The sequence below is a fragment of the Pseudoxanthomonas sp. F11 genome (genome assembly GCF_037046485.1).
In the GTDB taxonomy this organism is placed as follows: Bacteria; Pseudomonadota; Gammaproteobacteria; order Xanthomonadales; family Xanthomonadaceae; genus Pseudoxanthomonas_A.
The window spans coordinates 527,068-551,472 of sequence record NZ_JBANLZ010000002.1 but is presented as its reverse complement, the minus strand read 5'-3'; the positions used below and the strand labels follow the sequence as shown (position 1 = coordinate 551,472).

19 protein-coding genes are annotated in these 24,405 nt (G+C 69.4%); 7 read left to right on the top strand and 12 right to left on the bottom strand.

Annotated elements, in window-relative coordinates:
- Positions 1-33: 33 nt before the first annotated feature.
- The 3 genes from V8246_RS08365 to gap form a co-directional block, all read right to left on the bottom strand.
- A complete protein-coding gene (locus tag V8246_RS08365; RefSeq protein WP_336188753.1) occupies positions 34-1,395 on the bottom strand; it encodes a DUF3999 family protein in 1,362 nt (453 codons plus the stop codon).
- Entirely contained in the window at positions 1,392-4,124 is a 2,733-nt protein-coding gene (locus V8246_RS08360; protein WP_336189076.1) for a DUF2339 domain-containing protein, read from the bottom strand. Before V8246_RS08360 ends, V8246_RS08365 begins: the two co-directional genes overlap by 4 nt.
- Before the next feature lie 243 nt (positions 4,125-4,367).
- Positions 4,368-5,372 (bottom strand): type I glyceraldehyde-3-phosphate dehydrogenase, encoded by a 1,005-nt coding sequence (gene gap / locus V8246_RS08355; protein ID WP_093301172.1) that lies wholly within the window; start codon positions 5,370-5,372, stop codon positions 4,368-4,370.
- A gap of 162 nt (positions 5,373-5,534) precedes the next feature.
- Between gap and V8246_RS08350 the strand changes: the two genes are divergently transcribed.
- The 7 genes from V8246_RS08350 (at position 5,535) to V8246_RS08320 (ending at position 11,787) form a co-directional block, all read left to right on the top strand.
- Complete coding sequence (locus tag V8246_RS08350; protein WP_336188752.1) at positions 5,535-6,155, top strand: OmpW family outer membrane protein; 621 nt, start codon at positions 5,535-5,537, stop codon at positions 6,153-6,155.
- 59 nt (positions 6,156-6,214) lie between these two features.
- A complete protein-coding gene (locus V8246_RS08345) occupies positions 6,215-7,030 on the top strand; it encodes a S1/P1 nuclease (RefSeq protein ID WP_336188751.1) in 816 nt (271 codons plus the stop codon).
- A gap of 61 nt (positions 7,031-7,091) precedes the next feature.
- A complete protein-coding gene (modA, locus tag V8246_RS08340; RefSeq protein ID WP_336188750.1) occupies positions 7,092-7,877 on the top strand; it encodes a molybdate ABC transporter substrate-binding protein in 786 nt (261 codons plus the stop codon).
- Positions 7,878-7,883: 6 nt separating this feature from the next.
- A complete protein-coding gene (modB, locus tag V8246_RS08335) occupies positions 7,884-8,585 on the top strand; it encodes a molybdate ABC transporter permease subunit (RefSeq protein ID WP_336188749.1) in 702 nt (233 codons plus the stop codon).
- Positions 8,585-9,202 (top strand): ATP-binding cassette domain-containing protein, encoded by a 618-nt coding sequence (locus V8246_RS08330; RefSeq protein WP_336188748.1) that lies wholly within the window; start codon positions 8,585-8,587, stop codon positions 9,200-9,202. Before modB ends, V8246_RS08330 begins: the two co-directional genes overlap by 1 nt.
- A 40-nt stretch (positions 9,203-9,242) precedes the next feature.
- Positions 9,243-9,803 carry a flavin reductase family protein gene (locus tag V8246_RS08325; protein ID WP_336188747.1) on the top strand — a complete coding sequence of 187 codons (561 nt, stop codon included), beginning with the start codon at positions 9,243-9,245 and terminating at the stop codon, positions 9,801-9,803.
- Positions 9,804-9,843: 40 nt separating this feature from the next.
- Entirely contained in the window at positions 9,844-11,787 is a 1,944-nt protein-coding gene (locus V8246_RS08320; RefSeq protein WP_336188746.1) for an acetyl-CoA hydrolase/transferase C-terminal domain-containing protein, read from the top strand.
- Positions 11,788-11,915: 128 nt separating this feature from the next.
- Here the strand turns inward: V8246_RS08320 and tkt are convergent, their stop codons facing one another.
- The 9 genes from tkt to V8246_RS08275 form a co-directional block, all read right to left on the bottom strand.
- A complete protein-coding gene (tkt, locus tag V8246_RS08315; RefSeq protein WP_336188745.1) occupies positions 11,916-13,913 on the bottom strand; it encodes a transketolase in 1,998 nt (665 codons plus the stop codon).
- Positions 13,914-14,013: 100 nt separating this feature from the next.
- Positions 14,014-15,327 carry a dicarboxylate/amino acid:cation symporter gene (locus V8246_RS08310; RefSeq protein ID WP_336188744.1) on the bottom strand — a complete coding sequence of 438 codons (1,314 nt, stop codon included), beginning with the start codon at positions 15,325-15,327 and terminating at the stop codon, positions 14,014-14,016.
- Positions 15,328-15,468: 141 nt separating this feature from the next.
- Positions 15,469-17,145, bottom strand: coding sequence for a BatD family protein (locus tag V8246_RS08305; RefSeq protein WP_336188743.1), 1,677 nt, complete (start codon positions 17,143-17,145; stop codon positions 15,469-15,471).
- Positions 17,142-18,905, bottom strand: coding sequence for a VWA domain-containing protein (locus tag V8246_RS08300; RefSeq protein WP_336188742.1), 1,764 nt, complete (start codon positions 18,903-18,905; stop codon positions 17,142-17,144). The genes V8246_RS08305 and V8246_RS08300 overlap by 4 nt, the downstream gene beginning before the upstream one ends.
- On the bottom strand, positions 18,902-19,924 hold the full coding sequence (locus V8246_RS08295) for a VWA domain-containing protein (protein WP_336188741.1): 1,023 nt from the start codon (positions 19,922-19,924) through the stop codon (positions 18,902-18,904). Before V8246_RS08295 ends, V8246_RS08300 begins: the two co-directional genes overlap by 4 nt.
- Complete coding sequence (locus tag V8246_RS08290; protein WP_336188740.1) at positions 19,921-20,373, bottom strand: DUF4381 family protein; 453 nt, start codon at positions 20,371-20,373, stop codon at positions 19,921-19,923. Before V8246_RS08290 ends, V8246_RS08295 begins: the two co-directional genes overlap by 4 nt.
- A gap of 2 nt (positions 20,374-20,375) precedes the next feature.
- Positions 20,376-21,272 (bottom strand): DUF58 domain-containing protein, encoded by an 897-nt coding sequence (locus tag V8246_RS08285; RefSeq protein ID WP_336188739.1) that lies wholly within the window; start codon positions 21,270-21,272, stop codon positions 20,376-20,378.
- A 30-nt stretch (positions 21,273-21,302) separates the two neighbouring features.
- A complete protein-coding gene (locus tag V8246_RS08280; RefSeq protein WP_336188738.1) occupies positions 21,303-22,319 on the bottom strand; it encodes a MoxR family ATPase in 1,017 nt (338 codons plus the stop codon).
- Between the two features lie 155 nt (positions 22,320-22,474).
- Positions 22,475-24,400: a type IV pilus secretin PilQ family protein gene (locus V8246_RS08275; RefSeq protein ID WP_336188737.1), complete on the bottom strand. Its 1,926-nt coding sequence runs from the start codon at positions 24,398-24,400 to the stop codon at positions 22,475-22,477.
- Positions 24,401-24,405 lie beyond the last annotated feature (5 nt).

The window sequence follows — 24,405 nt, the reverse complement described above, 5'->3', positions numbered from 1 at the left end:
CGCCTGCCCTCCCCTGCCGCAAACACGGGGCGGCTACGCCGGCGGGCGGCCGCGCAACAGGCTGAAGGCGAACGCGGCCACCAGTCCCGCCCCCAGCAGCAGTACGCCCCACAGCAGCCAGGCCTTCCAGTCGCGGGGTTCAGGCGGCGCCACCAGGGCCGCGTCGCCGGCCAGCACCACGGCCGTGGACAGGTAGGCAGGCGCCGGTTGCCATTCGGCGCCGCGATCGCGCCGCAGTGCGTCGACCAGCGCCGGCATGGGCACCGTGGCGCGACGGGCGCTCGCGCTGCCGGCCACCAGCGCGTACGGCGGCGTGCCCTGCGCCAGGAACACCATCACCTCGGGCCGGTAGCCCAGTCGCAGCGTGGGCGCCCGCTCGGGCAAGGCGCCGCGGCTGCGCAGCCGCCACTGGCGGTCGCGCACCGGTCCACTGGACAAGGCCTGATCGGGCGATGCGCTGGGACGTTCGCCATCCACGCGATAGGCCACCCACGGACCGGCGCGCAGCCGCCATGGCGCGTCATCGGCGTCGCGGCTTTCCAGCGTCCATTCGCCCACGGCGAAATCATCCATTGCCAGGTTGGTCAGGGCGATGGGATAGCGGCCATCGCTGTGGTAGACGAACCCGTCCACGCCCTGCTCCCGCATGCGCTGCCCCTGCATTTCGGACCACGCCACCGTCTGCTGCAGATGCGCGGCATCCAGACGCACGCGGATCTCGCGGATCGGCAGCGCCGCAGCGGCATCGAGCGGCACGAAGCGCACGTAGCGGAATCCCGCCTGGATGGGCGCCTCGTCGTGCAGCAGCCGCTGGGTGCCGCGCTGCAGTTCCATCAGTGTCACGCGCGACTGCATCACGTCCCATGTTTGAAGGTCGTGGCTGCCTTCCACGCGGAAACGGGCCTCGCGGGGCTCGCCCGGGTCCCAGGTGATCTCCAGCGCTTCGGGGTTGTCGCGGATGCCGCTGAGGTCCACCAGGAAGGCCCGCCCCGTGTCCTCCGACGGCAAGCCGCCGCTGGCCTCGATGCGGACGATGCGCCCGTGTTCGCCGAACTGCGCCGACACGCTCGCGGATTCGCCCCCACCCTGCGCCGGCGCGGGCAACCGAAACCACGGCACCACGATGCGCCGCGCCGGCAACGCCGTAGGCTGATCGGGCCCGAACAACGCCGCCGCCACCGGCTTTCCGTGCGCATCGAGCACATCGACATCGCGCAAGTCCGGCCATGCGGTGGTGGCGTAGACGCCGCGGTCGAGTTCGACGCGGTAGGCGCCCGCGCGTTCGGCCGACAGCACGAGCGGCCAGCGCTTTGCGTAGGCGGCCTGTGCCGGCGACTGCGCCAGCGTCGCGGACGACGCGGCCAGCAATGCCAGGGCAAGCAGCAGGGTCCTCATGCCGTCGCCTCCTCGGTATCGATGCGGCGCGGCGGCGCCGGTGCCAGATACCCCACCACCGTGCACAGCAGGCCGTAGGCGATGAAAGAACCGATGCCCAGCAGGTTGCCCAGATGCTGCCGGTCCACCGACACCAGCTTCACCAGCACCACGCCCATCAGCACCGCACCCCCCAGCCACAACATGCGCTGGCCGCGGCGCGAACCGATCACCCAGCCCAGCACGCCCAGCACGCTCCACACGATGGTCAGGCTGGTCTGCGCGAGGCTGCTCGACAGGAGTCCATCGCTCCACGGCACGCCACCCCAGTGATGGACGGCGTGCAGCACCACGGAAGTGATCCACACGAAGGCGGCCGACGACAGCAGCACGATCTGCATGGGCGGCATGCTGCGGTCTTCCGGCATCCACCAACGCAGGAGCAGCACGAGCACCGCGAGCTGGGCGAGTTCCAGCGGATTCACCACGGGAATCCACGGCAGCGGCATGGCGTCGCCGGCGAGGAACAGCGAGCCTGCCCACCACAGGCCGAGCGCGGCGAACAGCACGCCCAAGAGCGGGGTACGCCAGCCATCGAAGCGTTCGCCCAGCGGCGCCGACAGCCAGCCCCAACGGAACAGTGCCAGCGCGACGACCACCAGCCACGGCAACGCGATCAGGCCGGCCGTCCAGCCCTGGCCCATGCCTTGCAGCCAGTCGGGCAGCCACGCCATCAGCAGGCTCGCCACCATGGGCCACACCAGCCACCAGACGAACTGCGCCGCACCGGCGAGGCGATGTTCGCTGTCGCGCAGGCACATCAGGCTGCGAATGCCGAGTGCCGCATAGACCAGCCACGCCCACACACCATGGCCCGCGAACGGCTGCTGGTGCACATCCGACTGCCAGATCGCCAGCGGCACCGCAGAAGCCAAGGCCGCGAGCGTCGTCCACGCCAGCGCACCCGACGGGCGACGGCGATGCGCTTCGGCCGCCAGCCAGCCCGTCAGCGCCGCGAAAGCGAGCATCGCGTCCGGTTCGTCCCGACGGCCCAGGTAGCGCTCGATCTCGATGACGCCATTGCCCAGCCACCAGGCCAGGCCCGACAGGTAGTACAGCCCCGCGACGGCGCCCAGCCGGCCGCGATAGCTCCAGGCGCTGGCCAGGCCTGCCAGCGCGATCAGCAGCGCGCTCATGAAGGGCGCGTTGGCGAACATCGGATGGGCCGTCGCATCGAATCCGCCGGAGGACCAGGCGTCGGCCCGCGCGATGAAGAACGCGAACGCCGCCGCCATCTGCAGGCCCGCACCGGTCAGCTGCGAGAGCAGGCGCGACTGCCGCAGCCCCAGCCAGACCAGCGCCGCGCCCTCCAGCGCGAACACGCTCGCCGTGGCCTGGGCCGACAGCGCCAGCGGCACGGCCAGCGTCGCGAAACCCACCGCGAGCAGCGCATACGACTGCGCAAGCACGTCGTAGTTCTCGCGACGGCGCAGCAGCCACGACAACCCGGCGTACAGCACGCCCAGCCCCAACGCGCAGAACGCCAGCGGCATGCGGCTGTCTTCGAACGTACCCCCCTGCATCAGCCCGGCCTGCAGCGAGAACGCCACCAATGGCATGCCGAACACCAGGCATCCATCGATGAAGTCGCGTCGGCTGGCCGGCTGGCGGCGCGCGAACAGCAGCGGGATCAGCAGGTAGAACACGAAGAACAAGGCCAGGAACGGCTGGGTGGTGCCGTACTTCGCGGGGTCATAATCGAACAGGCCCCACACGGTGCCGATACCGAAGGTGAAGACGAAGCCGAGCAGGTTCAGCAGGCGCCACGACTTGTACCAGGCGATGCCGACGATGGCCGCGTTGAGCACGGCGTAGTAGGAGAACAGCGCCACGTGGTTGCCGCTGCTCGTCGACAGCCAGATCGGGGCGAGGAAGCCCGCCAGCAGCGCGAACACCGCCAGCGCCTTGGCATCCTGCAGCACGGCCAGCATGCCGGCGCCGGCGACCAGCGCGATGCTCAGCGCGAAGGCCGCGCCGACCGGCATCAGGCCGAAGATCTTGAAGGCGGCGAACACCACCAGCAGCAGCACACCGATGGCGCCACCCTGCAGACTGAGCGCGAACACGCGGTTGCTCTCGCGCTTGCGCCACGCAAACACCAGGGCACCCAGCGCGGCGGCCGCCACGCCGGCCAGGCGCAGTTCCGGCGGCAGCGTGAACCAGCCCTGGTCGGCGCCGTACTTGAGCAGTGCCGCGACACCGGCGAACAGCACCAGCATGCCGATCTTCACCGGCACGTTGCCGACGGTGAACCAGCGCTGGACCGCGCGGACCGCGGTGGTGGCGAAGTCCGGACGCGAGGGCGCGACGAGACGCGGCGGCCGGGGCGGCATCGGCGGCGCAGCCGGCGCTGGCGTGGGCGTTTGGGGTGCCGACGGGATCGGCGGTGGTCCAGCGGCGCGCTCCGGTGCAGCCGGGGCAGGCGCGGGTGTCGCGCGCGGCGGCGGTGCGGCGTCGCGCATCAGGTCCGCCAGCGTGGGGCCTTCGTCCTCGGCGGGTGCCATAGGCGCGCTCACCGTGCTGGCAGGGGCTGGCGCCGGCTCGGCGACGCGCGCGGCGCGCAACTGAGCGACCTGTGCTTCCAGCGTGGCGACGCGGCGCTTCAGGCCGCTGACCGACACCAGCGCGACGATGAGCAGGACGGGCATGGCCAATACGGCCAGCCCCACCAGGACCAACAACCCGACCACGTCATCCATTCCCCGACCTCGCCTGTGCGTGTTTCCGGTGCAAGGACGCGGAATGCCGCGCCCTCCGGCCGTCCGTGCAGCCGCGCCCGCAGCCTCGGGCATGGCCCGTGGATTTGCAAGATTCCGATCCGCGGGTGGCCGAGGACAGCGTACCCGGTATCGCCTCGTGATACCCGGAAACGACGCGAGCGCCCAAGGGCGCTCGCGTACGGATGCTCCGGCCGGATCGGCCGGCGTGGTGGCTTACTTGCCCGCGACCACGCGCACCATTTCCAGGCACTTGTTGGAGTAGCCCCACTCGTTGTCGTACCAGGCCACCAGCTTGACGAAGGTGGGGTCCAGCGCGATACCGGCCTCGGCGTCGAAGATCGAGGTGCGGGTGTCGCCGCGGAAGTCGGTGGCCACCACCTTGTCCTCGGTGTAGCCCAGGATGCCCTTCAGCGCGCCCTGGCTCTGCGCCTTCATCTCGGCCTTGATCTCTTCGTACGTGGCCGGGTTCTCGAGCTCGGCGGTCAGGTCGACCACCGACACGTCGCTGGTGGGCACACGGAACGACATGCCGGTCAGCTTCTTGTTGAGCGAGGGGATCACCACGCCGACGGCCTTCGCCGCGCCGGTGCTGGACGGGATGATGTTCTCCAGGATGCCGCGACCGCCGCGCCAGTCCTTGTTGCTCGGGCCGTCCACGGTCTTCTGCGTGGCGGTCGCCGCGTGCACGGTGGTCATCAGGCCGCGCTTGATGCCCCACTTGTCGTGCAGCACCTTGGCGATCGGCGCCAGGCAGTTGGTCGTGCACGAGGCGTTGGAGATGATCGCCTCGCCGTTGTAGGTCTTGTCGTTCACGCCGTAGACGAACATCGGCGTGTCGTCCTTGGACGGTGCCGACAGGATGACCTTCTTCGCGCCGGCATCCAGGTGCTTCTGCGCGGTGGCCTTGTCGAGGAACAGGCCGGTGGATTCGATGACGACATCGGCGCCGACTTCATCCCACTTGAGGTTGGCCGGATCGCGCTCCTGGGTGAGGCGGATCTTCTTGCCGTTGACGAACAGCGCGCCGCCTTCGACCTTCACGTCGCCGTCGAAGCGACCGTGCACGGAGTCGTACTGCAGCATGTACGCCAGGTAGTCCGGTTCCAGCAGATCGTTGATGGCGACGATCTCGATGTCGTTGCCGAAGTTCTGCACGGCGGAACGCAGCACGTTGCGCCCGATGCGGCCGAAGCCGTTGATACCCACCTTGATCGACATTGCTCAGGACTCCTGCGGCCGCGCGCGGCGCGGCGGGGTTGACGGGGCCCACATTCTAACAGCCCGCCCCGGCGGCAGGCCGTGGCGGGCATTGATCAGGATCAAGGCGGCGCCCCGTACGCGGGTGGAGACTGGCCCCACTCTCCAACGAGCGTCATCACCATGAAGAAGACCCTGATCCCGATTGCCATCGCCCTCGCCTTCGGCGCCGCCGCTCCCGCCTTCGCCCAGTCCAAGGGCGATTGGACCCTGGGCGTCGGCGTGCACCAGGTGAACCCCAAGTCCGACAATGGCACGCTGGCCGGCGGCACCCTGCCGCTGGACATCGACAGCGACGTCAAGCCGACCGTCACCTTCGAATACTTCCTGCGCGACAACCTGGGCCTGGAAGTGCTGGCCGCGCTGCCGTTCAAGCACGACATCGCCGTCGACGGCGTCGGCACCGTGGGCAGCACCAAGCACCTGCCGCCGACCGTGTCGCTGCAGTACCACTTCAACAGCAAGGGCAAGGTTTCGCCGTTCCTCGGCGCCGGCCTGAACTACACCACGTTCTTCAGCGAAGACACCAAGGGTGCGCTGGCAGGCACCGACCTGAAGCTGGACGACTCCTGGGGTCTGGCCGCGCACGTCGGCATGGACATCAAGGTCAGCGAACGTGGCGCGGTGCGCGTGGATGCGCGCTGGATCGACATCGACACCGACGTCGAGGTGGACGGCGCCAAGCTGGGTACCGCCAACATCGACCCGCTGGTGTACGGCGTGGCTTATGTCGTGAAGTTCTGAGCAACGCATAACGCCCGCAACGCGCAATGGGGACGGCCCGTGTCGGTTAAAGTACCGGCATGGTCCGTCCCCTTCTTTTCGTTTCCGCATTCCTCCTCGCCGTTGCGCTGGCGCTGCTGCCGCTCCCGGCGCACGCATGGGGCCCGCTGGGCCATCGTCTGGTAGCGCTGCTGGCATGGGACGATCTGACACCGCAGGCGCGCCGCCAAGCCGAGGTCCTGCTGCAGGGCGAGCCGGATCCGACCCTGGCCGGCATCGCCAGTTGGGCCGACGACCTGCGCAAGCACGATCCCGTGCTCGGCAGGACGTCCGCACGCTGGCACTTCGTCAATATCGGCGAGCACGACTGCGCCTACCGACAGGTCCGCGACTGCCCGGACGGCAACTGCGTGGTCGAGGCGATCCGCACGCAGGCGGCGATCCTGGCGGATCGGACACGCACGCATGCCGAGCGGCTACAGGCGTTGAAGTTCGTCGTGCACTTCGTCGGCGACGTGCACCAGCCGCTGCATGCCGGCTACGCCCGCGACAAGGGCGGCAACGACGTGCAGGTCCATTTCGACGGCCAGGGCACCAACCTGCACACGCTGTGGGACAGCCGCATGCTCGTATCCACCGGCCGCAGCGAGCAGGCCTATCTGGCGCATCTGCGCAGCTTGCCGCGCCCCACGCTCGCCACCATGGTCCTGCCACCAGCGGCGGCCGCCTGGGCAGAACAGTCGTGCCGGGTGGTGACACGGCCGGACTTCTATCCGCGCCGCGCGAAGCTCGACCAGGCGTATGTCGACAAGCATCTGCCGATCGCAGAACGACAGTTGCGCGCCGGTGGCGTGGCGCTGGCAGCCGTGCTGAACAAAGCGCTGGGTGGCCGCTGACATCCTCCGCACCCCCGCCGCCCTCGACACGCGTGTGGTATCCCCCTGAGGAGTCGTCCGCATGAAGCTTTGCCCGTTGCTCCGCTCCTTCTCGGCCCTCTTGCTGATCGCCGTGTCGCTTGCGTCCACGGCGGCGCGCGCGCAGGACGATGCAGGCCTCACCGTCTTCGCCGCCGCCAGCCTGAAGGAAGCGCTGGACGAGGCCGCCGCGGCGTACCGGAAGCAGGCCGGTACACCGGTGCGCGTGTCGTACGCCGCCAGTTCGGCGCTGGCGCGCCAGATCGAACAGGGGGCGCCCGCGGACGTGTTCTTCTCCGCCGACCTGGAGTGGATGGATTACCTGCAGCAGCGCAACAGGCTGGACGTCGCCACGCGGCGGAGCTTGCTCGGCAACCGGCTGGTGCTGATCGCACCCAATGCGAGCAAGGCACAGATCGACCTGAAGCGCCCCGCGACGTTGCTGGCCACGCTCGGGGACGGCCGTCTCGCGGTCGGCCAGACCCGGACCGTCCCGGCGGGCAAGTACGCGAAGGCCTCGCTGGAGTCGCTGTCGCTGTGGAACAGCGTCAGACCGAGGCTGGCCGAATCCGAAAGCGTACGCGCGGCTCTCATGCTGGTGGCGCGCGGCGAAACGCCTTTGGGCATCGTGTACGCCTCCGATGCGAAGGCGGAACCGGGCGTGCGCGTCGTTGCGACCTTTCCCGAGGACTCGCACCCGCCCATCGTCTATCCGGTGGCGGCGCTGCGGGGCGCGCGCGCCGCGCAGGCAGCGCGGTTCGTGCAATGGCTGGGGTCTCCCGCCGCTGATGCCCTCTTCACCAAGCGCGGCTTCGCGGTGAAGGACTGACACCCCGTGTTCGATGCGTTCACGCCCGACGAACTCACCGCGATCCGCCTCAGCCTGAAGGTCGCGGCGGTGGCGGCACTGGCGAGCCTGCCGCTTGGCGTGCTGGTCGGCTGGCTGCTGGCACGGACCCGCTTCCCCGGCAAGGCGTTGCTGGATGCGCTGGTTCACCTGCCGCTGGTGCTGCCGCCGGTGGTGATGGGCTACGCACTGCTGGTTACGTTGGGCACGCAGGGCGTCGTGGGTGCCTTCCTGAAGGAACACCTCGGTCTGGTGTTCGCTTTCCGCTGGACCGGCGCGGCGCTGGCGTGCGCGGTGATGGGATTCCCGCTGATGGTGCGTGCGATCCGCCTGTCGCTGGAAGCTACGGACCGTCGCCTGGAACAGGCCGCGTCCACCCTGGGCGCCGGGCCTTGGCGCGTCTTCTTCACCGTCACCCTCCCGCTGGCCTGGCCCGGGCTGGTCGCCGGGTGCGTGCTGGCGTTCGCCAAGGCGCTGGGCGAGTTCGGCGCCACCATCACCTTCGTCTCCAACATCCCCGGCGAAACCCAGACCCTGTCGTCGGCGATCTACGGACTGATGCAGGTCCCCGGCGGCGAGGCCGGCATCTGGCGCCTCGCCGCCGTCGCCGTCGCGATCTCGCTGGCGGCCCTGCTGTTCTCCGAATGGCTGGTGCGACGCCATCCCACCCGCCACGGCGAGGATGGCTGATGCTCGAACTGGACATCGAACTGCGACGCGGGACTTTCCAACGCCACGTGCGGATCAAGGACGATGCGCGCGTGATCGCGCTGGTCGGCCCGTCGGGCGCCGGCAAGACCTCGGTGCTCAACGCCATCGCCGGACTGGTGACGCCGGTTGCCGGCCGCATCGACGTGGACGGCCGCAGCCTGTTCGACAGCACGCGCGGCATCAACGTCCCCGTGCACCGTCGTCGCGTCGGCTACGTCTTCCAGGATGCGCGGCTGTTCCCGCACCTGGACGTACGCCGCAACCTGCTCTACGGGCGGCATGGCGGGCATGGCGCGCCACGGTTCGGATTCGACGCCGTGGTGGACCTGCTCGGCATCGCGCCCCTGCTGGCCCGTCGCACGCGCAACCTGTCCGGTGGCGAAGCCCAGCGCGTGGCGATCGGCCGCGCCCTGCTCTCGCAACCGTCGATGCTGCTGTTCGACGAACCCCTGTCGGCGCTGGACCAGGCGCGTCGCGAGGAACTGATCCCCTACCTGCAGCGCGTGCGCGACGAAATCCGCCTGCCCATCGTCTACGTCAGCCATCACCCGGACGAAGTGCGTCGCGTGGCCGACTCCACACACGTCCTCGACTGACGCCGCCCTATCCTGCGGTCACGCCACCGGAGCGCCCCGCATGAAGCACCCCACGCGCTGGAAGTCCCTCCCCGTCGACCAGACGCGCCGCTACCTGGAGCCGGGCCCCGTGGTCCTGCTGAGCACCGCACACCGCGGCGAGCGCGCGATCATGACGCTGGGCTGGCACATGATGCTGGGCTACGACCTGGTCGGCACGTACATCTGGCAGGCCAACCGCAGCCATGCCCTGGCCCGGGCCAGCCGCGAATGCGTGATCAACCTGCCGACCGAGGACCTGCTGGACACGGTGGTGCGAATCGGCAACTGCAGCAGTACTGAGCAGGACAAGTTCGACCGGTTCGGCCTGACTCCACTGGGCTCGCGCGAAGTCGGCGCGCCGCGCATCGCCGAATGCCACGCGCAGTTCGAGTGCCACCTGCACGAAACGCGGATCACCGCCGACTACCCGCTGTTCGTGTGGCGCGTGGTGGCGGCGCATGTCGCCTCCTCGCCGCGCATTCCGCGCACGGTGCACTACCGCGGCGACGGACGCTTCATGGTCGCCGGCCGCGACGTCTCCCGGCGCCGACTGTTCCGGCCGGACATGCTGGCGCAGTGACCCATGGCCGATTGACGCAGGGCTCGCTACGCTGGCGCCCATGAACCCACGCCACCTCACCGACCTAGACGAAGCCGTCGACCTGATCCTGGCCCACACCGACGGCCCGCTGCGCATCGGCGCGCCGCTGGGCATCGGCAAGCCGCACCGCCTGCTCAATGCGCTGTACGCGCGCGGCGCGGCGGACCCTTCGCGCCCCTGGTCGCTCTACACCGCCCTCTCGCTCGATCTGCCTGCGGGTGGCAAGGGACTGGAAGGACGATTCGTGACGCCCTTCGCTGCACGCCACTTCGGCGACGACTTCCCTCGCCTGACGTACATACAGGCGATGAAGCGCGACGCACTGCCGGCGCACATGGAGGTGGAGGAGTTCTACATGCAGGGCGGCGCCCTGCTGCGCTCGACCACCGCACAGCGCCTGTACGCCAGTCTCAATTACACGCACGTCGCCCGGGCGCTCGCCGACCGCGCGCTCAACGTCATTGTGCAGAAGGTCGCACGCGAGCCCGGCGGCACGCGCTTGTCGTTCTCGTGCAACAACGACCTCACCCAGGACACGGTCGATGCGCACCTCGCCCGCGGCCTGGCACGGCCGCTGCTGGTGGCGGAAGTCGACCCGCAGCTGCCCTGGATCGGCGGCACGGCCGCGGTCGAGGACACCTATTTCGACATCATCGTGAGCCCGCAGGGCCCCTATCCGTCGCTGTTCGGACTGCCGCGCCAGCCGGTATCGGACGTCGACTACGCCATCGGCCTGTACGCCAGCACGCTGGTGCGCGACGGCGGCACGCTGCAGATCGGCATCGGGGCGCTGGCCGATGCGCTGTGCCATGCACTGGTACTGCGCCACACCGACAACGCGACCTACCGGCGCGTGCTGGCGGCGCTGGATCCGGAACTGGAGCGGCATCCCGCCGTCCTCGCCAGCGGCGGACTGGACCCCTTCGCCATCGGCCTGTACGGCTGCAGCGAGATGGTCAACGAAGGATTCAAGCGGCTGGTCGAAACCGGGGTGATCCGGCGCAAGGTGGTGGATGACGAAGCCCTGATGCGGCGCATCGCCGACGGCACCGCCAACCTTGGCGACCAGGCCCGGCTGGAGCGCGACGGCGAATACCTGCACGGCGCGTTCTACCTGGGGTCGCCCGCGTTCTACCAGTGGCTGCGCGACCTGCCCGACGACCAGCGCCGCGCCATCGGCATGCGCCGCATCAGCCTGATCAACGAACTGCAGCGCGGCCATGAATCGCTCGCCCGCCTGCAGCGCCACGAGGCCCGCTTCTTCAACTCCTGCATGATGGCGACGGCGCTGGGCGCCGCCGTCTCCGATGGACTGGAAGACGGCCGCGTGGTGTCGGGTGTGGGTGGGCAGTACAACTTCGTGGACATGTCCCATACGCTGGACGGTGCGCGCAGCGTGCTGATGTTCCGCGCGGTACGCGAGGATGCCGGCGCGGCGGAGTCGAACGTGCGCTGGCACTACGGCCACACCACCATCCCCCGTCACCTGCGCGACCTGTACGTCAACGAGTACGGCATCGCCGACCTGCGCGGGAAGAACGACGAGGACTGCATCATCGCCATGGGCGGCATCACCGACACACGCTTCCAGACGGCACTCGTGCGGCAGGCGCAGCAAGCGGGCAAACTGCGCGCCGCCTTCCACCCGCCCGGCCACTGGATCGACAACACGCCGGTGCACCTGTCGGCGCGCCTGCGCGCATTCCGCCACGACGGCACCCTGCCCGACTATCCGCTGGGCAGCGATTTCACCGACGTGGAGCAGCGCATCGTCAAGGCACTGGGATGGCTGAAGACGAATACCCCCACGCCCTGGAAGAAGATCGGCACCGTGCTGCGTGCGCTGGGCGCACAACCGGACGATGCCGAGGCGATGGCGCGCATGGATCTCGCCGCGCCCGGCAACCTGGGCGAGCACATCGAAGCGAAGCTGTTGGCGTTGGGATTGCGGGAAACGCGTTAGCGGTTCTAGCCGCTGCAAGCGCGATCCACAGCCTCGTCATCCCGGCGAAAGCCGGGATGACGCCGAAGGGAATCATCCAAAAGAAGCGGGCGCGCCGAGGCGCGCCCGTTGTTTCCCGCCAATCCGCTTCAGAGCGACTTCGCTGCCTCGACCACCGCCTCGACGGTGATGCCGAAGTGCTTGTACAGCGCGTCGGCCGGCGCGGAGGCACCGAAGGTCGTCATGCCGATCACTTCACCATCCAGGCCCACGTACTTGCGCCAGAAATCGCGCGTGGCCGCTTCCACCGCCACGCGCTTGCGCACGGCCTTCGGCAGCACCGCTTCGCGGTAGGCCGCGTCCTGGCGGTCGAACACGTCGGTGGACGGCATCGACACCACGCGCGTCTTGATGCCCTGCGCATCCAGCGTGGCTTTGGCCTGCGTGGCCAGGCCCACTTCCGAACCGGTGGCGATCAGGATGACGTCCGGCGTGCCGTCGGCATCGGCCAGCACGTAGCCGCCGCGCGCGATCTCGCCCACCTGCGCGTCGGTGCGCGGCTGGTGCGGCAGGTTCTGGCGCGAGAACACCAGGCAGCTCGGGCCATCCTGGCGGACGATGGCCTGCTTCCACGCCACCGCCGATTCGACTGCGTCGCAGGGACGCCACACGTCGTTGTTCGGGATGTAGCGCAGCGACGCGAGGTGTTCGACCGGCTGGTGCGTGGGACCGTCTTCGCCCAGGCCGATGGAATCATGCGTGTACACGTGGATGGCGTGCGCCGGGATCAGCGCGCTCATGCGCACGCCGTTGCGCGCGTAGTCGCTGAACACCAGGAAGGTGGCGTCGAACGGCACGAAGCCGCCGTGCAGCGCCAGGCCGTTCGCGATCGCGGTCATGCCGAACTCGCGCACGCCGTAGTAGACGTAGTTGGCGTTCGGATCGGTGCTGGAGACCGATTTGCTCGCCTTCCACAGGGTGAGGTTGGAATGCGCCAGGTCGGCCGAGCCGCCCACCAGTTCCGGCAGCAGCGGGGCGAACGCTTCGATGGCGTTCTGCGAGGCCTTGCGCGAGGCGATCACTGGGCCTTCGGCCTGCACCTTGGCGATGTACGCATCGGCCTGGGCGGCGAAATCGGCCGGCAGCTCGCCGGATGCGCGACGCTTCAGCTCCGCGGCCTGCTCCGGATACTGGGCGGCATAGGCGTCGAACAGCGCATTCCACTCGGCTTCCAGCGCCTTGCCGGCCTCGACCTTGTTCCAGCCGGCATAGATGTCGGCGGGGATCTCGAACGGACCGTAAGGCCATTCCAGCGCAGCGCGCGTGGCTTCCAGCTCTTCCTTGCCCAGCGGCGCGCCGTGGCTGGACTCCTTGCCGGCCTTGTTCGGCGAACCGAAGCCGATCGTGGTGCGGCAGCAGATCAGCGTGGGCTTGTCGGTAGCCTTCAATGCGGTGTCGATGGCGGTCTTGATCTCGACCGGGTCGTGGCCGTTGACGTTGCGCACCACCTGCCAGCCGTAGGCCTCGAAGCGCGCCGGCGTGTCGTCGGTGAACCAGCCGTCGGTGTTGCCGTCGATGGAGATCTTGTTGTCGTCCCAGAAGCAGACCAGCTTGCCCAGGCCCCAGGTGCCGGCGAGCGAGGCGGCCTCGTGCGAGACGCCTTCCATCAGGCAGCCGTCGCCCATGAAGACGAAGGTGCGGTGGTCGATCAGCTCGTGGCCTTCGCGATTGAAGCGCTGCGCCAGCAGCTTCTCGGCCAGCGCGAAGCCGACCGCGTTGGCGAAGCCCTGGCCCAGCGGGCCGGTGGTGGTTTCCACGCCCGGGGTCTCGTGGCGCTCCGGGTGGCCGGCGGTCTTGCTGTGCAGCTGGCGGAAGTTCTTCAGTTCCTGCAGCGGCAGGTCGTAGCCGGCCAGGTGCAGCAGCGCGTACTGCAGCATCGAGCCGTGGCCGTTGGACAGGATGAAGCGGTCGCGATTGAACCAGTGCGGGTTCGACGGGCTGTGGCGGTAGTAGTCGTTCCACAGCACTTCGGCGATGTCGGCCATGCCCATGGGCATGCCGGGATGGCCGGAATTGGCGGCCTGTACCGCGTCGGCGGCAAGGAAACGGATGGCGTTGGCGAGCTGGCGGCGGGTGGGCGTCGTCATGGGAGTCGGAGCGGAGGGGGCGGCGCCCGGCGGGCTGCGGGCCACCCATTGTCCCACCCCCCGCCCGCCCTGTCGCGGTTGCAGGGTGCTTTGCGGGGTGTTAGCCCGGCGGGCCCGGCAGTTTCACGTCCGCCCGTTCGCCCTTGGCCACCAGCGAGGCCAGGGTCAGGTCGCCCGTGACGTTCAGCGTGGTCCGGCACATGTCGAGGAAGTGGTTCACGCCCAGGATCAGGCCGATGCCGATGGGGTTCACCCCGACCATCGCGCAGATCAGCGCCACCACCGGCAGCGAACCGGACGGCACGCCGGCCGTGCCGATGCCGCCCAGGATGCACACCAGCATCACCATGAACTGCTGGCCCAGCGACAGGTCCACGCCGAAGAACTGGGCCAGGAAGATCACCGTCACGCCCTCGAACAGCGCGGTGCCGTTCTGGTTAGCGGTGGCACCGACGGTCAGCACGAACCGCGACACCGTGCGCGGCAGGCCCAGCTTTTCGTCGGCCACGCGCAGGGCGGTGGGCAGGGTGGCGTTGCTGGACGCGGTGGAGAACGCCATCACCATCGCTTCCTGCGCGCCGCGGAAGAAGCGCAGCGGCGAGTAGCCGGCCAGCTTCAACGCCACCGAATAGCTGACCAGCAGGTGCAGGCCCAACGCCAGCACGACCACACCCACATAGGCGCCCAGTCGCAGCAGCAGGTCGAAGCCGAAGATCGCGGCGAGGTTGAACATGAAGCAGGCCACGGCGTAGGGCGCCAGGCGGATGACCAGACCGATCAGCGTCATCGAGATCTCGAACACGCCCTCGATGCCGCGCTTCAGGATGCCGGTGTTCTCCGAGGGGGTCAGCACCAGGCCGATGCCGAACATCACCGCGAAGAACATCAGCGACAGGATGGCGGCGTTGCTTGAAGCCGCCCCGATCACGTTGTCCGGCACAATGGACAGCAGCATGTCCATGCCGGTCGGCTGGCTGCCGACGCTGGCGACGATTTCCTTGGTGCGCTCGGCGTTCTCGGCGATCAGCTGCTGCGCCAGCGCGGGATCCACGCCCACGCCCGGCTTCAACAAGTTGACCAGCACCAGGCCCAGCAGCACGGCCACCGCCGACAGCAGCACGGTGTAGGCCAGCGTCTTCCAGCCGATGCGGCCGAGCGCGCGGATGTCGCCCATCTCGGCGATGCCGCAGACCAGCGCCGAGAACAGCAGCGGCACGATCAGCATGAAGATCAGGTTGAGGAAGATCTTGCTGAAGGGCGTGGTGACGTACTTGGTGACGTCCTGTACCCAGCCCGCGTCGCCCTGGCCGGTGGCATGCACGATGAGGCCGACGATCAGGCCGACACCGAAGCCGATGGCCATCTTCCAGTGCAGCGGGAGTCTGGCGCGGGTGGCGGGCGTGGCATCGGTCATCAGCGGGTCCTGCAAGGGCAAAGTCCGGAGCTTAGCAAACCGGGCAGGACGCCCTGTCGATACGCGACTGGCCTGGCCGGACGTGATGCGATGGCATCGCCACCGTGGCCAAGGGAAAGACGAACATCCGTCCGGTTTCCCTCATCGCGGGTACAGCGGAGGCAGGGGTTCTTCCACGTCGCCCGTGTCGGCCGTCTGCCATCGCGGGCCACCGCGGAAGGCTTCGCGCAACGCCGCCCGCGCCTGCGCGGCATCGCCGCCCGCCCAGCGCGCGCGGCGCAGCAGCTCCACCGCGCCACGCTGGGACGCCGTGGCGAGCCGGCGATGCAGATCGTCGAGGTCGACCGCGGCCGGGCGTGCCATGCCGCGCAGCACGTCCTCGATGTCGTCGAGCTCGCCCGCGTCCAGTGCGCGCTTGAGGTCGGCCGCGGTGTGGGTGGCGGGTGCCATCGCCGGCGCGCCCGCCTGGGCATGCACACGGGTGCGAGGACCCGACGAGGTGCCTGCACGCTGCGTCAGTGCCCACAGCAACGTGATCAGCCACAGCACCGCGAAGCCTGCGGCCAGCCACGGCCACAGATGGGAAGGGACGCGCCGTTCGCCTTCCAGCACGATGTCGTCATCGGGTCCCGCGGGCAGCGTGGCGGCACCGCGCGCTGCGCCCGCGACGGGCACGGACGACGGCGATCCGGTTCCAACGACGACCGGCAGGGTCAGGTCGGGCAACGTCGCGCGCCGCGCGGCCCCCGCGCGCACGTCCCACCACGCCATTGCCGTACCCGGGACCACCAGCCTGCCCGCCTGCGACGGCACTACCGAATAGCGGTGCGTCAGCGTCACCTGCGGCGTGCCACCCACGAAGCGCTCGTCGAACTGCGGCGGTTCGGCGAAGACCTGCGCACCGGGAATCGATGGCGTCGGAAGTTCCGGCAACTGCGCCTGCGTCGCGCCGACGACCGTGGTCTCGATGGTGAGCGTACCCGCTTCGCCGGTACGCAATTGTTGCGGCACGGCGGTGTAGCGCATCCGCAGGTCGCGCACCGGCAGCCAAGGCTGCGGTGCACCCACCGGCTGCGGACGCACCTGCAACGTGCGCGGCGCACCGGTGATATTGACCTGGCGACTGTTGCCGCCCAACAGGTCGTCCATCCAGCCACCGGCGCCCCGCCCTTCGAAGCGTGCACCCGGCACGATCAGTGCACCGCTGCGCTCGGGCACCAGCAGGAAGCGACGCTCGGCCGTGCTGTAGCGCCGTCCATCGATCTCACGGCTGGACTGCACGATCTCGCCCACGCGCTGCAGCAGCGCGCCGTCGGGCGGATCCAGATCGAGCTGCCCCGATACCAGCGGCGTCGCGTAGTACAGGCGTACGGTGACGCCGACCGACTGCTGTACATAAGGGTTCGGATCGTCCACCTCGGTTTCGACGAACACCAGGCCGTTGGATGCCGCGCGCGCAGTCGCCGTGGCACCCACCTCCAGGGTCAGCGGCGCGGTGCGCTCGTTGCCCACCTGCAGCGCGGGGATCGTCAGCGTGCCCGCGCGCCGCGGACGCAGGGTCAGCGAGAACGTGGTACTGGCGCTCATGCGTCCGTTCACCATCCGCACGCTGCGGCTGTCGGACTGGCCTTCCACGTCGAAGTCGCGCATCAGTGGCGTGAGGTCCGGCGTGGCGGACACCGCATCGGTTTCCACGTTGAGCGTGACCGCCTGGCCGAGCGTGACCTGCGGCTGCTCCAGCCACGCGCGCGTCGCAGCGAGCAGCGACACGGGCCACAGCAGCAGTACGGCCAACAGGATGCAGATGCGGTGCTTCATTGCCCTTCCCTCTGCCGGCGTTCGTGTTCGAGCCGGAACTTCGCCTTGAGCAGCGCGCCAGGTTCGTCCGGCACGCGTTTTAGCCACGCTTCGACGGCCTGCCGGCGCTCGCGCTGTTCCGCGGTTTCGGCCTGTACCACAGCCCCATCCGGCGGCGTCTTGCCGGTGCGTTGCCCGTCCTGCTCGCCCATTGCGGCGCGCATGCGTTCGCGCTGCGCGGCATCGGCGGCGGCCTGTGCGGCGGGGTCGGGCGAGGCCTCGGGCGGCGTGCGCTGAGGCGGTGCGCTCTTCGGCGCTCGCGCCTTGCCGGGCTCGCCCGAGGACGTCGCCGAAGCGTCCTGCGAAGCTGCGTCATCCTGCTGACGGTTGGGGTTCTTTCCGTCGGATGAGTCGCCCTTCGCACCCGATGACGCCTGATCGCCACTACCTTGCTGTCCGGGCTTACCCTGCCCGCCGCCCGGCGAAGGCGGCCGCTTGCGCGCGGCGTCGACGGTGGCGCGATTGGCGATCGCGTCCGCCATGCCTGGCTGCAGGCGCAGCGCGCGGTCGTAGGCAGCCACCGCATCGTCGTAGCGCTGCTGCTTCGCCAGTGCATTGCCCAGGTTGTACTGGCCCTCGGCCGTGTCGATGCCGGCGAACGCCTTTTCAGCGGCCGGATAGTCGCCCTGGCGATAGGCATCGGCGCCTTCTTCAAGGCGCGCATGCGTGGCCTGGTCGCTGCGCTGCCACCAGTCGATGCCCGCGGCGCGCGCGGGCGACACCACCGGAAGCCACAGCGCACCCACCAGCACCAGCGCCGCACCACGACGGAACCACAGCAATGCGAGCGCCATCAGGGGGATCAGCAGCCAGTAGCCTTCATCGCGCCACGCCTTGCCGCCGCCGGGTGTGGTCGACGTGCCCACCGTCTCCAGCGCGGGCGATGCGACGCCGAGGGTGATGAGATCGGTGGTGTCGGTCGTGGCCGGTGCGTAACGGCCGCCGCCGGCCGTGGCCAACGCGCGCAGCGATGATGCATCCAGCGCGGCGTGGCCTATCGTGCCGTCGCTGTCGCGATAGGCCGCACCGGTCGAGGTGCCGACCCCGAGCACGGACACGGCGTAGCCTTTCGCGCGCGCATCCGAGGCCGCCCTGGATGCATCGCCGTTCGCGCGATCGGTGAATACGAGGATGTCGCCGTTGCGGAAGTCCGCCTGCGACAGCAGGCGCGCCGCCCAGGCGATGCCGCGATCGGCCCGTTGGCCATCCACGGGCATGATCTCCGGCGACAAGTCGTCGAGATACAGGCGGATGTTGGCCGCATCGTCGGTCAGCGGCGCAACCGTGAACGCATCGTCCGCATACACCACCAGCGCCACCGGGCTGCCCGCACGCGCCTCCAGCAGGCGCGCCAGCTTCGCCCGGACCTGCAACAGGCGCGACGGCGGCAGGTCCGGCGTGGTGATCCGGCTGGAGAGGTCCAGCACCAACACCAGTGGGCGCTGCGCCCGCCACAGCGGCTGATCGGCCTGTCGCCAGCTGGGGCCGGCCAGTGCCAGGACGGCCAGCGCGTACGCCAACGCGGCCGCGACCAGGCCGGTGCGGGCCCGCGCGCCCCCACGCACCAGCAGGTGCGGCAGCAGGTGCGCGTCCACATGGTCTTGCCAGGCATGGTTGCGGCGGCGGCGCATGCGCCACCACGCACCCAGCAACGGCAAGGCCAGCAGTGCCCACAGCCATTCGGGACGAAGGAAGTGAAAGGCCGACCAGAAGGCGCTCATGCGCGCCTCCGTGGCAGCAGGAATACCAGCAGCGCAATCGCCCATGCGGCGGCCAAGGGCCAGGCGTAACGCTCCACGCGGGGACGCACGGCCTTGCCGGGCTGCTCCACCGGCTCCAGGCGGTCCAGTTCGGCATAGATGCCGGCCAGTTCGTTCGTGTCGCGCGCGCGGTAGAAGCGTCCCCCGGTCTGTGCGGCGACGTCGCGCAGGGTCGCTTCGTCGATGTCCTCCGGCGAACTGGCTGGCATCGGCAGGGGAATGCCGAACAGACTCACTCCGCCATCGCTGCCGAAGGCGATGGTGTGGATGCGCACACGTTCCTCCTTGGCCAGTTCCGCCGCCTTCTGCGGCGTCAGCACGCCCGCGGAGTTCACGCCATCGGTGAGCAGGATCAGGACACGCTGGCCTTCCTGCTGGGTGCGTAGCCGGCGCACCGCCAAGGCGATGGCGTCGCCGATCGCGGTCTCGCGTCCGGCCAGCCCGGCCACCGCATCGCGCAGCTGCTCGCGCACCGTCTGCAGGTCGCGCGTCAGTGGGGTCATCGCGTAGGCGCGCTGGCCGAACACCAGCAGGCCGACGCGATCGCCTTCGCGGCGATCGAGGAAGTCGGCCAGCACGGCCTTCGCCGCCGTCAGCCGGTCCACGACCGCGCCACCCAGTTCCATGTCGGGCTCGGTCATGCTGCCGGACAGGTCGACGGCCAGCATCAGGTCGCGCCCGCTCGCCGGCGGCGTGACGGCGTCGCCGAACTGCTGCGGCCGAGCGACGGCGGCGCACAGCAGGAACCACACCAGCCAGGCCAGTGCCGAGCCCCGCCCCGCCAGGCCGCGCCCACCTTGCGCGGCGATCGCCTGCACGGCATGGCCGTAGGGCACCCTCAGGGCATCGGCCTGCGCGCGACGCGGGGGCCAGGCCCATCGCACCAGCCACGGCAACGGGAATACCAGCCATGCCCACGGCCAGGCGAAGCCGGCGTGGCCGTCCTGCAGCCACTGCAATGCAGGCAGCGACAGGCTCATCGCTTTGCCGCCATCAGCTCGAGGAAACGCGCGCGCGCCACCGCGAGCGCCGCTTCCAGTTCGGACGCCTCCACGGTACGGCGATAGCCGCCATCCAGCAGCAGTCGCCCAGGCCCTTCGCTGAAGGCGCGCCCCTGCTCGCCGTCGAGGAACCGCAGCCAGGCCTCGCCTTCCAGCCGGTCGGCCCCGGGCGACACGCGGCGCGCGGCACGCCGCAACAGGTCCGACGCGGCGGCCACCTGTTCTGCCGGCGCCCGCCCCTGCGGCACGGCATCGAACCACCGCTGCCACCGTTGGAGGCGGCGACGACGATGCCAGCGCCAGGCAGCGATGCCCAGCAGCACCAGCACGACGACGCCCGCAAGCAGCCACCATCCCGGCGCCGGCGGCCACCACGAAGGCGCCGGCGGCACATGCACGTCGCGCAATACCAGCGTGTCCGGCGCCATGGTCAGGCCACCTGCGATTGCGCGCGACCCAGCGCGACCAGCCAGGCATCGCTGGCGGCCTCGGTGGACAGCATGCGCACCTGTACACCGCGCGACGGCAGGCGGTCCAGCGCGCGCTCCAGTGGCGCCTGGAATTCGCCCTGCCACGCATCACGTTGCGCCGCACTGGCGAGGTCGAGCTCGATGCGCCGGTCGCCTGCCGCGAAGGGCAGCTGCCGCGACGGCGGATCGGTTTCCAGCGGGTCCGTCAGCAGCAGCACCACCACGTCATGGTGGGCCGCCAGCGCGGTCCAGCGGGTGTCCGGGATGCCTGCCACGCTGTGCGGCTCGGCCAGCACCAGCAGGCGCGAACCCGGGCGCAGCAGGCGCGCGGCTTGATCGAGCGCAAATGCGAGACCGAGATCGTCCACGGGGGGGGTCGCGTACCAGCGCACCAGCGCATCCAGTACGCGCAGCGCGCCGCGGGTCCCCGATGCGGGCGGAATCGGCGCTTCCGTGGCGCTGCCGCGCAGGATCGCCAGCCGGTCGCCATCGCGTACAGCCTGCCATGCGGCCACCGCACCGGCGCGTGCGGCCTGCACCGACTTGAAGCGCACGCGGGTGCCGAAGTACAGCAGCGGCGACGTGTCGGCGACGATCAGCGTCAGTCGCTCGCGTTCGGCCTGGAACAGCTTGGTATGCGTACGCCCGCTGCGGGCGGTCAGGCGCCAGTCGATGTGGCGCACGTCGTCGCCGGCGACGTATTCGCGCGATTCGGCGTATTCCATCCCGCGCCCCCGCAGAGACGATGCCGAGGGTCCGGTGACGGAATGCCGGCCGCGGCGCGCGGGCGGGCGCCGCTGTGCGCTCGCGCGCAACGCGATCAGTTCCTGCAGCGTGGGACGGATGCCGTCGCTCATGCGCGTAGGGTCAGGACGTGGGCTGGCTACTCATGGCAGGGGCACCACGTCCAGCAGCGCCTTCACCAGGCGGTCGCCGTCCCAGCCTTCTGCGGTGGCTTCGTAGCTGGGCAGCACGCGGTGGCGCAGCACGTCCGGCGCGATGGCGCGGATGTCGTCCGGGGTGACGTAGTCGCGGCCGGCCAGCCACGCGCGCGCACGCGCGCATCGCTCCAATGCGATGGAGCCGCGCGGACTCGCACCCCAGGCGATGCGGCGCGCGAGGGTGGCGTCGTAACGCGCCGCGTCGCGCGAGGCGAGCACCAGTTCGATCAGATAACGCTCCAGCGCCGGGGCCAGGTGCAGGTCCAGCACCTGCGCGCGGGCGCGGAAGACATCTTCCAGCGGCATGCGGTCGACAGCGGCGGGAGCGGGCTGCATCTCGTCGCGTGCACGATCGCGCGCCAGCCGCAGGATGTCGGCTTCCGCCGCCGCTTCCGGATAACCGATCTTCACGTGCATCAGGAAGCGATCGAGCTGCGCTTCAGGCAGCGGGAACGTGCCCTCCTGCTCGATGGGATTCTGCGTGGCCATCACCAGGAACAACGCCGGCAGCGGATACGTGTGACGGCCTACCGTCACCTGGCGCTCGCCCATCGCTTCGAGCAGCGCAGACTGCACCTTGGCCGGTGCACGGTTGATCTCGTCGGCCAGCAGCAACGGGTGGAAGATGGGTCCGGCCTGGAATTCGAACCGTCCTTCCTGCGGTCGCCACACCTCGGTGCCCGTCAGGTCGGCCGGCAACAGGTCCGGCGTGAACTGCACACGCGCGAAATCGGCCTGCAGCCGCGACGCCAGGGCGCGGATGGCGGTGGTCTTGGCCAGGCCGGGCGCGCCCTCCACCAACAGGTGGCCATCCGCCAGCAGGGCGATCAGCAGGCGTTCGACCAGCGCGGCCTGCCCGACGATGGTCTGCGACAGGTCGTCGCGCAAGCGCGTGAACGCCTCATGCAGGCGGGCCTGCGCGTCGCCGGATGGCGTGGGGTTGGCGGTGGGGATGGAATCCATGGAGGCGGGCGGAATCGACGGGAAGGTGGATTCTGACCTACCCCGGCACGGAAGGTTCACCCCTTGGAGCCGCGTGCATGCCGGATTCAGCCTGGAGTCGAGCAAAGAAAAAGGGCCCCTTGGGGGGCCCTTCTTCGACCAGCGTCGAGACGGCGTCAGCGGCGTTCGGCCACGCGCAATACCTTCGGGGTGACGAAGATCAGCAGTTCGGCCTTCTCCTTGCTGCGACCCTTCTTCTTGAACAGGTTGCCGAGGAAAGGGATGTCGCCCAGGAACGGCACCTTGGCCACGCTGGCGCGGTCGCTGAACTCGTACACGCCGCCGATCACCACGGTCTGGCCGTCTTCGATCAACACGGCGGTGTTGATCTCGCGACGGGCGAGTTCGGGCACGGAACCGAACTGACCGAGATTGATGAAACGCAATACTTCGTCTTTCTTCACGTTGAGGTTCAGGAAGACGCGATTGTCGTCGGTGATGGTCGGGATGACCTTCAATTCGAGCAACGCCTCCTTGAACTGCACCGTCGGCACCGCGGCATTGCCGCCACTGCCAGATCCCGTAATGGTCAGGTAACCCACTTCGCGACCCTGCTTGATCACGGCTTCACGCTGGTTCGTGGTCACCAAGCGCGGATTGGAGATCACCTCGCCACGGCCTTCTTCCTGCAGGGCCGAGAGCTCCAGATCCAGGTTGAAATTGCGGCCCAACAGCGTATAGGCAATGGCCGCAGCCGTGTTGGTGGTGTAGGTACCTGCGGGCAAGTTGACGTTCAGGCCATCCGGAATGACATGCTCGTTCTCCTGCGAAATGCTGACGCTATCCTCGAGGTTTCCGGTGATGATCTGCGTGCGGTCGCCCGTGCGCCGGCCTGCGATGCCGAACCGGGCACCGAGATCGCGGGCGAACGTATCCGTCGCGATGACGATCCGCCCTTCAATCAGGACCTGATCGACGGGGCGGTCGATGACGTTGATGAGTTCGCGCATCTGCGCGACCTTCTTCGGGATGTCGCTGATCATCAGCGTATTGGTGCGCTCGTCGGCCACCAGGCGTCCACGCTGAGACAGGAAGCCGTTCTCGTTGTTGCCGCCATTACCGCTGCCACCGCCACTGCCACCACCACCCACACCCTTGGCCTCGGTCAGCGCCTTGAAGATCGCGCTCGCGGAGTGGTAGTTGATCTGCACGTAATCGGTGACCAGATCCTCGCGGTTCTCGATGGCGATGCGCGCATCTTCCTTGTCCTGCTCGAACTTGGCGAGTTCGGGCTGCGGCGCGACCCAGACCACCGCGCCATCGCGGCGCTTGTCCAGACCCTTGGCGCGCAGGACGATGTCCAGCGCCTGGTCCCACGGCACGTTGACCAGGCGCAGGGTGACGTTGCCCTGCACCGTGTCGGAAGCGACGATGTTGAGGTTGGATTCCTCGGCGATCAGCTGCAGTACGGTGCGAACGGGCACGTCCTGGAAGTTGAACGTGACCGGCCGGCCGCTGTAGCGGCGGGCTTCGGTGGCAATCTTCTGCGCGGCAGCCACCACGGCCGACGAACTGGTGCCCGCCGTGGCGTTCGCGCCGCCCACGGCCTTCTGGCCGGCACGGGGCACGATCTCCACGACGTACTCGTTGCCCGACTGGTAAGCCAGGGATTCGAAGTCGCCGCGCGTGCTGAGCACCAGCTGCGTGCCGCCGGCCCGGGACTGCGCTTCGACGCGCTGTACGGGCGTGGCGAAATCGACCACGTTCAGCGGCCGCTGCAGGGAGGCCGGCAACGTGGCGTTGCCCACATCCACGACGACGGTATCGCCCTGGTTGCGGAGGTCGGGCGTGGCACCCTGGCCGTCGAACCTGACGATCAGTCGGCCGGCACCGTCCTCACCGCGACGGAAGTCGATGTTGGACACCGACACTCCCTGGGTAGCCGTGGCGGCGACCGGGCTGGCGGGTGCCTGCTGGCCCGGGGGCGTGGCGCCAGCGGCGCTGGCAGCCGCCAGCAGGCCGATGGCCAATCCCAGAGAGCAGACCCGGAGGGTGGCCAGGCGCCGGGACGGCCGCAGGCGGTAGGCGTTCGAAGCGGTCATCGTGT